Annotated in this window: 10 protein-coding genes; 3 read left to right on the top strand and 7 right to left on the bottom strand. The window is 40.1% G+C overall.

The features are described from left to right. Positions 1–112 precede the first annotated feature (112 nt). The 3 genes from araA to M3182_RS21905 are packed head-to-tail and all read right to left on the bottom strand — an operon-like array spanning position 113 to position 3,920. Positions 113–1,537 carry an L-arabinose isomerase gene (araA, locus tag M3182_RS21915; RefSeq protein WP_251560189.1) on the bottom strand — a complete coding sequence of 475 codons (1,425 nt, stop codon included), beginning with the start codon at positions 1,535–1,537 and terminating at the stop codon, positions 113–115. A gap of 54 nt (positions 1,538–1,591) precedes the next feature. Further along, entirely contained in the window at positions 1,592–2,287 is a 696-nt protein-coding gene (locus M3182_RS21910) for an L-ribulose-5-phosphate 4-epimerase (protein WP_251560085.1), read from the bottom strand. A 25-nt stretch (positions 2,288–2,312) separates the two neighbouring features. Then, entirely contained in the window at positions 2,313–3,920 is a 1,608-nt protein-coding gene (locus tag M3182_RS21905; protein WP_251560083.1) for a xylulokinase, read from the bottom strand. Positions 3,921–4,336: 416 nt separating this feature from the next. Here M3182_RS21905 and M3182_RS21900 point away from each other — a divergent pair, with 416 nt between their 5' ends. Beyond that, complete coding sequence (locus tag M3182_RS21900) at positions 4,337–5,428, top strand: GntR family transcriptional regulator (RefSeq protein WP_251560082.1); 1,092 nt, start codon at positions 4,337–4,339, stop codon at positions 5,426–5,428. Positions 5,429–5,670: 242 nt separating this feature from the next. Here the strand turns inward: M3182_RS21900 and M3182_RS21895 are convergent, their stop codons facing one another. Beyond that, positions 5,671–5,901: a hypothetical protein gene (locus M3182_RS21895; protein ID WP_251435924.1), complete on the bottom strand. Its 231-nt coding sequence runs from the start codon at positions 5,899–5,901 to the stop codon at positions 5,671–5,673. Positions 5,902–6,177: 276 nt separating this feature from the next. Between M3182_RS21895 and M3182_RS21890 the strand changes: the two genes are divergently transcribed. Next, a complete protein-coding gene (locus tag M3182_RS21890) occupies positions 6,178–6,576 on the top strand; it encodes a hypothetical protein (RefSeq protein WP_251560080.1) in 399 nt (132 codons plus the stop codon). Positions 6,577–6,901: 325 nt separating this feature from the next. Here M3182_RS21890 and M3182_RS21885 read toward each other — a convergent pair whose 3' ends face one another. From M3182_RS21885 to M3182_RS26425, 3 genes are all read right to left on the bottom strand, one after another. Then, positions 6,902–7,039 (bottom strand): hypothetical protein, encoded by a 138-nt coding sequence (locus M3182_RS21885; RefSeq protein WP_251435918.1) that lies wholly within the window; start codon positions 7,037–7,039, stop codon positions 6,902–6,904. 626 nt (positions 7,040–7,665) lie between these two features. Beyond that, positions 7,666–8,232, bottom strand: a complete 567-nt coding sequence (locus tag M3182_RS21880) for an MEDS domain-containing protein (RefSeq protein ID WP_251435915.1) — start codon at positions 8,230–8,232, stop codon at positions 7,666–7,668. A 176-nt stretch (positions 8,233–8,408) separates the two neighbouring features. Then, the gene (locus tag M3182_RS26425) at positions 8,409–8,972 is read right to left on the bottom strand and encodes a DnaA N-terminal domain-containing protein (RefSeq protein WP_251560078.1); all 564 of its coding nucleotides are present in this window, start codon (positions 8,970–8,972) and stop codon (positions 8,409–8,411) included. A 460-nt stretch (positions 8,973–9,432) separates the two neighbouring features. Here M3182_RS26425 and ggt point away from each other — a divergent pair, with 460 nt between their 5' ends. Then, complete coding sequence (gene ggt, locus M3182_RS21870) at positions 9,433–11,199, top strand: gamma-glutamyltransferase (RefSeq protein ID WP_251560076.1); 1,767 nt, start codon at positions 9,433–9,435, stop codon at positions 11,197–11,199. The last annotated feature ends 394 nt before the right edge of the window (positions 11,200–11,593 follow it).

The following is an 11,593-nucleotide window of genomic DNA, read 5'->3' as shown; positions in this document are numbered from 1 at the left end:
AGTTACACGTAAAAAACGAAAAAGGAACCTATTCACTGGCGAATACTCACCATTCTCCACTTTTGCCATACCTCCCCTCCAAGGAAGCAACACTTCCTCGGAGGGAGTGGCATTATTTAATTACGACATAATCCAAGTTTACTAGTTTTGCATAAGCAACGATTTGGTCGGTCGTTAAGTTTAATGATACAACGGTATGATGTCCGCCACCATTTTCAATCCAAGCTTTCACTCCATCTTGGAAGTTTGGCTTCACTTCCCAAAGAACACGGGCCACTGGGAGATTTGGTGCAGCTACAGTAGGTTCAAAGGCCGTTACTTCATTAATTAATAGTTTATAATGAGTCCCAAAGTCCGCCATGGAAACTACGACACCGTCTCCTGCTTTCCCATCGAATACCAAGCGTGCAGGGTCTTCCCGGTCACCAATTCCTAGTGGTGAGACGATAATCTTTGGTTGATTGCTTGCGAGTGATGGATCGACTTCAAGCATATGAGATTGAAGGATCGATTCTTGGCCAGCCGCTAATTCATACGTGTAATCTTCCATAAAACCTGTTGATTGGTTATGACTCATCACTTTCAATAAACGATCGAGTGCTGCTGTCTTCCAATCCCCTTCACCGGCAAAACCATAGCCTTTTGCCATCAAACGTTGAACAGCAAGACCTGGAAGTTGTTTCATTCCATATAAATCTTCGAAGTTCGATGTGAATGCTGTATATCCACCATCATCGAGGAATTTTTGAATCGCGATTTCGTAGCTTGCTTGTACTTTTACACTCTTCTCCCAATCTTCTCGACTGTATGTACCATAATCAAACTCATAAAGAGTTTCATATTCTGCAAATAGATCATTGATTTCTTCCTCTGTTACAGCGTTCACGTATTGAACAAGGTCGCCGATTCCAAAATAGTCCACTGTCCAGCCAAATTGGATTTGAGCTTCTACCTTGTCCCCTTCGGTTACAGCCACGTTCCGCATGTTGTCTCCAAAACGAGCAACCTTGATGTTGAAGCTTTCATTATAGGCAACCGCTACATCCATCCAGTCTGCGATTTGCTGCTTTACTTCAGGACGCTCCCAGTATCCTACAACCACTTTGTTTTGTTTGTTCAGACGAGCATTGATAAACCCATATTCACGGTCACCATGAGCAGATTGGTTGAGGTTCATAAAATCCATATCAATTGTTGCCCAAGGAATGCTTTCATTGTATTGGGTTGCTAAATGAAGCAATGGTTTTTGCAATAATTTTGTGCCGCGAATCCACATTTTTGCAGGTGAGAACGTATGCATCCAAGTCATCACACCAGCTACTTCATCACGATAGTTGACTTCTTTCATCATGCTGGTGATTTTATCTGCTGTTACCGCTAAATCTTGCAACACAAGCGGATAAGGTAAAACACCGCTTTCATTTAAGCTATCTGTCATTGCTTGTGCGTTCGCTTTGACTTCCGCTAACGCCTCTTCCCCGTATAAATGTTGAGAACCTACGACAAACCAAAATTCTTTTTTCTCTGTTGCGAACATCTTCATCATCCTCTTTTCTTCATTTAATGGCTTGATAAATTACTAGAATGAATGTTACTTTTGTCCGTAATACGCATATTGGCCATGTTTGCGTAAATAGTGTTTATCCAAAATGCGTTGTGGCAATTCTTTCGCAAACGAATTTAACTGGCGTGTATATAAGTTCATTTTGGCGACTTCATCCAACACCACACTATTCATGACAGCGGTTTTGACATCTTTTCCCCAAGTAAATGGGCCATGTCCATGCAAGAGCACACCTGGAATTTCCATAATCTCTATGCCTCGCTCTTCGAATGTTTCGATGATGACGTTTCCCGTTTCCACTTCGTAGCCACGATCAATTTCTTGTTGTGATAAATAGCGGGCACATGGAACGGAACCATAGAATGTGTCTGCATGTGTGGTTCCCATTGCAGGAAGATCAATTCCTGCTTGAGCCCAAATCGTTGCCCAAGTGGAATGAGTATGGACGATGCCTCCGATTTCTGGATAACGCTGATAAAGAACGGCATGTGTTGCAGTATCGGATGAAGGCCTCAAATCTCCTTCGACAACATTGCCCTCGAGGTCCATCACCACCATGTCACTTGCTTTCATGGTTTCATAGTCTACTCCACTTGGCTTAATGACCATTAAACCTGTTTCACGGTCAATCGCACTGGCATTTCCCCATGTATATTTCACAAGTCCATATTTAGGTAAGTCTAAATTGGCTTGAAATACCTCTTCTTTTAATTGTTCTAACATGTAAATCCCTCCGGTTTTCCAATCCTTAACTGAAATGTTCGACAGCGGCGTGTTCAATCATTAACCCTTTTTTATAGCGTTCAATAAAGGCTTCAAATCCTTCCACATCCACTTGATCAGGGTAAATTTCTTGTCCATTCACCTCTGCAAACACCTTCTTGTCAAGGAAGTCTTCTAAACTTTCATTCTCTTCTTTATTCATCAGATAAGAAGCAAGAATGGCCATTCCCCATGCCCCGCCCTCTCCAGCGGTTGCCATCACGGAAACAGGTGTATTCATGGCAGCGGCTACAATTTTCTGGCCAACAAGTGGCGTTTTAAACAAACCACCGTGAGCTAAAATGCTGTCAATCGCGACATTTTCCTCTTTTGTTAAAATATCCATGCCGACTTTCAACGCACCAAAAGCAGTGAAAAGATGGGTTCTCATAAAGTTGGCTAAATTAAATTGACTCTCAGGGGACCGGACAAATAATGGTCGACCTTTTTCGAATCCTGTAATATTTTCACCTGAAAAGTATCCATAGCTCAGCAAACCGCCACCATCTGGATCTGCTTCCAACGCTTTGTTTAACATCACTTCAAATAATTTATTGGTATCAACCTCTTGACCCATTGCCTCAGAAAATTCACGGAACAATCCTAGCCAAGCATTCAGATCACTTGAACAATTATTCGCATGAACCATGGCCACTGGACTTCCGCTTGGAGTCGTGACTAAATCAATTTCCGGATAGACTTTTGAAAGTTCTTTTTCCAAGACAATCATCGCAAACACGGAAGTTCCTACGGAGACGTTTCCAGTTCGCTTTCTAACACTATTGGTCGCAACCATTCCCGTTCCTGCATCCCCTTCTGGAGGACAAATTGGAATGCCTGGTTGTAAATTGCCTGATCGATCCAGAATTTTCGCTCCCACTTCGGTTAATTCCCCTGCTTGCTCACCTGCAGAATAGACTTTAGGGAGAATCTCTTTTAACTGCCAAGGATACCCTTTGTCGGCAATTAATTCATCAAACTGCTTCATCATGGCTTCATTGTAATTCTGCGTAGTTTCATCAATTGGGAACATGCCGGAAGCATCCCCAATGCCAAGTGCTTTCTTCCCAGTAAGTAACCAGTGTATATAACCAGCCAAAGTTGTTAGGTAATCGATGCGTGGCAAATGTTTTTCTTCATTTAAAATCGCTTGATAAAGATGAGCGATGCTCCACCGTTCAGGGATATTAAATTGAAACGTCTCGGTTAGTTTTTTTGCAGCTTCACCAGTTGTAGAGTTTCGCCAAGTTCGAAATGGAACAAGCAACTCTCCTGTATGGTCAAAAGCCATATAGCCATGCATCATCGCCGAAAAGCCAATCGAACCTACGTTTCGAATCGTCGTTCCGTACGTTCGTTCCACTTCTCTCTTCATTTCACCGTAAGCTGTCTGTAATCCAGTGATGATATCAACTAAGTTGTACGTCCAAAATCCATCTTCTAAGCGATTTTCCCACTCATAACTTCCCGATGCGATTGTTTGATAGTGTTGATCAATCAGTACAGCTTTAATCCGTGTGGATCCAAATTCAATTCCAAGGGATGTTTCCCCGTTAATAATCGCTTGGTTCCGCTTAAATCGTTCCGTTTTCATGTTATTGAACCCCTCTCTTAACAGCGTTTTCATAAAAGGAGGCATGCTTCCCTTTTAAGGGTAAATCTACTTATTATTACTAGGTTAATAGCGTTTTCAAAAGCGTGACTGATAAGTAAACGCTTTATTTAACTACAACCTAAGTATATTTTTTGTACGTACATTTGTCAACAAACTAATTATTTATGCTTACATCTTTAAAATAAAGCTTCTATCCTTTGATATGACTGGGTTTAGGGTTTTTTTGTGATCTTAAAGACTTAAAATTTTAGTGAAACAATTTATATATTTTTTCAGACATTCAATAAAACGAACACATTTGTTTTTATTTCTTCCAAAACATGTTAAAATATGTCCATACAAATATAGTGAAATACATTATAGAATAGAACAACGATGAAAGAAGTGAAAGATTTGTGAAGCCGAAATATCAAATACTCATTGATGATATAAAAAATAAAATCCTAACAGGTGAATACAAAATAGGAGAACAAATTCCGACTGAATCCACTCTGCAAGAGATATACAATGTAAGCCGCCATACGGTCCGAAAGTCGATTACAGAGTTATCAAATGAGGGTTTTTTACGAAGTGAAAAAGGATCTGGCACCTATGTAAGCAATCAATACCAATCAAAGTCTGGGAACAAATCGAAAAACAAGACGATTGGTGTCATCACCACCTACATCTCGGATTACATCTTCCCCTCAATCATTCGCGGAATTGAAAAGAGATTAAAGGAAGATCAATATTCATTGCTTTTAGCAAGTACAAATAATGATGTAGAACAAGAAAAAAAGGCCTTGGAAATGATGATGTCGTTTGGTGTGGATGGGTTGATTATTGAACCGACAAAAAGCAATCTATACAACCCCAACATCGCTTACTATCTATCGTTTAAGGAGCAAGAGATTCCTTTCATTATGATCAATGCTTATTATGAGGAATTAGAAGTGCCTTTCTTCTGTCTAGATGACGTACAGTCTAGTTATCTTGCAACGAAAGAGTTGATTAGAAAAGGACATACCCAAATTGGACTTATCTCGAAAAGCGATGACCTGCAAGGAAAATACCGCATGAAAGGCTATATCAAGGCACTTGGAGAAGCGAAATTGCGCTTTCAACCAGAGCATTTGCTTTCATTCACAACTGAAACAAAAGCCGACTTGTCTGCCAATCTGGTGCCTTTTCTAAATGAAAACAGAGACGACTTGACTGCGATTGTTTGCTACAACGACGAGGTAGGATTGGAAGTCGCAAATGTGTGCAGACAACTTGGGATTTCGATTCCAAACCACTTGTCCATTATTGGCCAAGATAATTCGTATATTTCCCAAAACGCCAATATCAAACTAACAACATTAACACACCCACAAGAACAAATGGGCCGGGATGCCGCCGATTGGGTGATTAAGAAATTACAAGGAAAGAAAGACTTGCCAAACGAGACGTATTACCAGCCGGAATTAGTACAAGGGGAAACGGTTAAGGAGATTGATGTGGAATAGGCTTTTGGTGAGGGATGAATTTTCTACAATTAATTAGGGGAGTTCCTTTATTTCATTAGAAATAAAGGAAACTCCCCTTTTTTATTGATCGAATAATCTCTACGCTTAGAGGAACTGGAAATAATCTGGATGGTGCCAGGCACCATCCAGATTATTTCCATATTAAATTGTTCCATCCAGATTATATCACCCAGATTTTACGATCTAATTAAGAAACCGATTAATATTCAATCAGGTTTTCGTTAAAATGGTCGCGGGCCTGGAAATCCATATCCTGGATAACCGTAGAATCCAGGATACCCGTAGCCAGGATAGGCTGGATATGGGTAAGGATAACCCCACGGACGACTTCCAAGGGCTCCTCCGATCCCTCCGCCTATTAAGCCACCTAAAAAGGCACCTGCCAGCGGCCACCCAAATAAACCGATAAATCTTTGATCATTTACATGGTTTGCACTTCTATAATGGTACATTCAGCATTACCTCCCTTTCCCTTATGCCTATGCAACTAGCAGGTAATTGGCGTGGGCCAAACCATTATATTTGACTATAAAGTTAAAACAATGATGGATGATTCACAAAAGGTGAACAAATATGGGAAAGAATCACAATATATTCCCCAGTAAATTGGAATAACATTTTTGTCCATTTTTTTCCTTTCTTTAGTTTAAAGTCCACCCCACCTTTAACCGCAGTCATACACTAGTAAAGGAGTTATAAACAGACAACTTATAGAAAGGATGATTAGATTGCAGGAAAAAGAGAATGACAATAAACAACATGATCCTAGTCGTACACCAATATCGAATGACGAGCTAAAAAATGTAGCGTCCACCCTTTTCAAGGATCAAAATTTTGATATCGGACAAGTCGTTAGTTTGGCTTCCAACCTTGTTGCGAATGAAAATGTAATGAAATCTGTGATTGATTTCGCAAAACTTTCCCCTCGTCAGCAAGAGCCTCTCCAAACCGTCGAAAATGAAAAATCCGAACAGCCCCAATTAAGCAAACAAATAGAAGAGATGCAAGCTGAGTTAACACAGGTGAAGGAAGAGCTACAGCGTATAAAAGAACAAAATGAGGAAATAAAAGAAGCTGTCTTGAACATTCAAAAACGCACCAGTAAAAAATTCTTCGGAATTTTTTAAGAAGTTCTCAAAATTAGTTGCTTTTGAACAAAATACGACTGAATGAGCCAGGTTTTACGCAAGAATAACTTTATAAAAGAACTTTACAAACTGAATTCAACATAAGAAAACACTATTCTTGCGTTAAAAATCGGCTTTAGGATTTTAACAACACTCTTAACGAAAACATCCTTTAAGAATCTATCCATTCCACTAGTCTACTTCGTAGGATTGTGCACACTACCACTCCCCTTTTTCATTATTACAAAAAGGACTCTAGGTTCATCACCCTAGAGTCCTTTTGTTTTGTTAGCTGATTCAATGATTAAATACAGCCGTTAAAAAACTAACATCCAAGTATGCTACAAACTGCAGCTTGAAGGGCATTTTGAGTTTCATCGCTACCTGGACTTAGAATCGATACTAAGAGCCATGCAACTAGTAACAATACCACTACTAGGAAAGTAACTAGACCTAGTTCCATTGCCACTCCCCCTTTCTTATAAAGAATAGTGAAGAATCGATTCTTACAAGGATAATATATGTATAAAATTTGGACACGCTTAAACTATTAACCACTTATTAGAAAATCAGGCTGTCCAATTTGAAGAAATCTAGTGTCAGACATGAGTTTACCCTTATACCGAGAACAAGGAAATCTATTAATACATAAAAAAGTAAGCTACCCAAAAGTAGCTTACTGGTTTTTTACAATAATTTCTCAGGAACAAGGACATGAGCAAGGACCTAGTTTCAGTTCAACCTTGACCCTGGCATGGGACAAAGGATACCTCGGACCGGAAACGAAACAGGCTGTCCAAATCCTGTATCAGACTTTAAGTTTCTATTGATAACAGAATAAGGAATCCATTAATAGATAAAAAGGAAACTAAGCATGAAGTAGCTTAGTCGATTTCTTACGATAATTATTATCATAGACAAGGGCATCGGTTCCGTTCAGCCTTGTCGCTGGTCCATAGTGCATGTGAACCGCCCCTCTGTCCCAGAAGACCTACTTTCGATTCTCATCATTCTCCCTATAAAGTTTGTGCTAATCAACATCTCTCACAGTAAGGGGCTACCAAATTGCACCCTAAAACCTGAAATTAGCTATTCTGTTACTTTGGTAGGAAACGCAATGGTATCATCCGTAAGCATGACACTGTGACACCTTATTAACATTTCATTTAAGGTATGAGGTGTTCGGTTCCCATCGTAAGCACAAACTGATATTAATCCATTATCGTTAACAAACCGGTCCACCTTTTTTTCATACTCCTCAATTTGTTTTATAATTTCATGATCATCGCTCCATTCCACTAGTCCCCAAGTCCATACAGGGACATTGTTTTCTAAGTAAGGCAAGATGTTTTGTTCATAATGAGCGAAGACCCGTTGAGGTTCAAAACATTTATTTTTAAAATAAAAGTCAAAGTTGTTTATAAAATGAACTTTAGTGAATTCTTCTTGGCTTAGTTCCCTTTTTAACATTTTATTTATTCTGATGAAATTCCGATCATTTTCAATCAGAATAATATGGGTACCCAATTTAACTCCTGTTGTTATAAAAGTAACTACATTCTGAAGGTAATAATCTGAATTATGAAATTGATAAAAGATATGTCCTTCAGTATCTTGATATTTTTTTATCAAATCTAACAATAATGTGTTATCCATCTTATATCTCCCCATAATCAAAAGAAGTTGATGTTTAAATTATACCTAGTTTAGACTACCTTGTAACTACCCTTTCCTTGAAGAGGCGTACCATTTCAACTGGGAAGCTGCGACTCGGGATTTGTTGAAGATAAGAGCCGGGCACTTTCTTCCACTTTTCCTTTTCGAACGGTCGTTCACCCTTCAAAATATTCCCCTTCATTAACAGCAAATTCAAGCTCAAACGTTCGTCCCGCAACTGATTTTACTGCATGGAAGATTGTATCCTTATAACGCCCTTCTAGCCAATCTGACTGAAATTCATTTTTTGAAAGAACTACAATTGTATCCTCGTCCACTATTTTAGCAAGTGTGCCTTTGATCCATGTATCATAAGAGGGCTTCGATACCACCGTTTGAATTTCACTGAGGACTTGATTCCAAAAATGAAAGACCTCTAACCCCCTTCTCAAGGATTGTGGTGGTTGAAAAGCTTTCTTTGATCTATTCTCATTTCGCATTTCTTGTAGGACACCCTCGATTTCTTTGACCCGTTTTTCAAGCTCATTTATTCTTTCATTTTGATTATTTTCTTCAGTAAGTGAACTGTCATTAGAAATTAACTGAAGGGCCCGCCTCGTTCCAATCTCGTCTACTAGTTTAAGAAATTGCTTTTCATTTGTTGTTCGTAAAACGGATGGGGATGGCGTTTTCTTTAAGGTTTTTGTACGTCTTCGGTTTTGCTTAGCGTTATTTCTCACTATTCAGATCACTTCCTTTTTCTTCATCGTCCTATTGAACATCCTTAACCCTTAATTACGACCTGCTGAAAATTCCAATAAAATTGTACCATATTTAAATGTAAAAACTAGGGACCCAATTCTCATCAACCTCTGTAAAGTGAAACTTCATTCAGTCGGGGTTTTCTCCATCCCCACTTATCCTTTATTGGTCATCTTCAAGTCTTGATGTAGAGGTCTTACTTCCAGTTCATGCAAGATAAAAAGAGCGCAAAGGCCATCCTATCCCTTCTTCTATCGCTTTCGATCAGTATAGTTTCTTTTAAACATTCTGGAAACCAATAGGAGAAAAGAGCCAATACCAGTTGCAATGACTAGGATAAAGGAATTAAAATTCAGAATTATCAAAATAAAAACTTGCCTCCTATCCCTGTACTCCTTAACGTTAGGGGTGTAAGGATTTTAGATTAGGATGGAAAAGATGAAGAGAACTTTGCGCGTTACTTTTACATTTTTATTGAGTGCATTGTTGTTGGTGGCAACACTCCCTTTAACGGGCCAAGCGAAAAAACCTGGCGTGGATTATGAAAAATATAGCCAGGTAGACGTTGGCAAAGATGGGATGGTGGCAACGGCACATCCACTGGCTTCTGAAATCGGGGCTGAGGTCCTTAGAAAAGGTGGAAATGCCATTGATGCCGCGGTTGCGATTCAGTTCGCGTTAACCGTCGTTGAACCGATGATGTCTGGCATCGGTGGCGGTGGTTTTATGATGGTGTATGATGGAAAAACAAAAGAAACAACCATTGTAAATAGCCGCGAGCGGGCCCCTGCTGGAGCAACGCCAGATATGTTTTTAGATGAAAACGGCGATGCGATTCCTTTTGGAACAAGAGCGACCGGAGGAACCGCTGTCGGAGTACCTGGGACCTTAAAAGGACTGGAAACCGCACTGGACATGTGGGGAACTCGTCCACTTCAGCAATTAATTGGACCGGCCGTTAAACTTGCAGATAAAGGTTTCCCGATTGAATCGGTCCTCGCAGATGCGATTGCGTCTAACGAAGAAAAACTATCAAGGACTGCGGCAAAGGACGTGTTCTTCAATGACGGCGCCCCTCTCCAAGAAGGAGATCTTCTCGTTCAGAAGGACCTTGCGAAAACATTAAAGTTAATTCGCTCAAATGGCCCAGATGTTTTTTATGAAGGAGAAGTTGCCGAAGCCCTCGCCGAGACAGTCCAAGAATTCGGCGGTTCAATGGAAGTGTCAGACTTGAGCAACTATGATGTCACCATTGATGAGCCTATTTGGGGAGATTATAAAGGGTACAGAATTGCGAGCATGCCTCCTCCAAGCTCTGGCGGCGTGTTTTTGCTACAAATGCTAAAGATGTTGGATGATTTTGATCTCTCGCAATATGATGTCCGTTCAACGGAAAAGTATCATTTGCTTGCGGAAGCGATGCATTTAGCTTATGCCGATCGTGCCGCTTATGCAGGCGACCCTGAGTTTGTAAATGTTCCGCTTAAAGGCTTGCTTCATCCAGATTACATAAAAGAACGGCAAGCATTGATTAGTTTGGAAGAAATGAACACAAACGTAACCGCTGGAGATCCTTGGAAATATGAAAATGCACAGGCAAACTATCAGCCTACTAGTCAGCCGAACGATCGGACGGATGGTGAGACCACTCACTTCACGGTTGCGGATAGATGGGGCAACGTCGTTTCGTATACGACCACAATTGAACAAGTTTTCGGAACAGGCATTATGGTTCCTGAATATGGATTTATGTTAAACAATGAATTGACGGATTTTGATGCTGTTCCAGGTGGTGCAAACGAGGTTCAACCAAACAAGCGGCCGCTTAGCAGTATGACACCAACGATTGTATTTGATGATGACAGACCTGTATTGACAGTCGGTTCTCCTGGTGGAGCCACCATTATTACTTCTGTGCTCCAAACGATTCTTCATACAATTGACTATGACATGGAATTAAAGGCAGCAATTGAAGAACCACGAATTTATACGAACAGCACTTCTTCTTATCGTTATGAAGAAGAAATCCCAGCCGCTGTCATTAGCCAATTAAATGACATGGGACATCAGTTTGCAACAAGCCCGACAACGATCGGGAACGTCCAAAGCATCCAGATCAATCCTGATGGAACGTTTAAAGGCGTGGCCGATTCGAGCAGAAACGGCGCTGCGATTGGCGTTGATCTGAAAGGGAAGCGGAAATAAGTTAATAAAACCAGAGGTTGGTCCAAAAGAACTATTTTTTTTGTGGCCAACCTTTTTTATTCAACTTAGTCTCTAAAGTCCGCGACGAATCTTCCTATCACTATTCTATAACCCTCTTCCTGGTTATCTCTAGTCTCGAACTCCAATTCGATCGTATCCCTTTTCACTTATAATCGATGAACTATAAGACCTAGTTCGAACGTGCTTTATGAACAATTAGGACAATGCACTTCCCCCACCTCCCACCAAACCAGGACAATGTACCTGTCCCCTTGTCCCTTGACGAGTTGTTTTAAAAAGAGTAGTATATTCAAAGAACAACTTGTATAATCATGTAGATATTTTAGCATGTAGTTAATAATCTAATTGTTGACCAGTTGGCTATATGAAAAAA

It is taken from the genome of Mesobacillus maritimus, assembly GCF_023715205.1.
GTDB lineage: Bacteria > Bacillota > Bacilli > Bacillales > Cytobacillaceae > Mesobacillus_B > Mesobacillus_B maritimus_C.
This window is presented reverse-complemented; position numbering and strand designations above follow the sequence as displayed.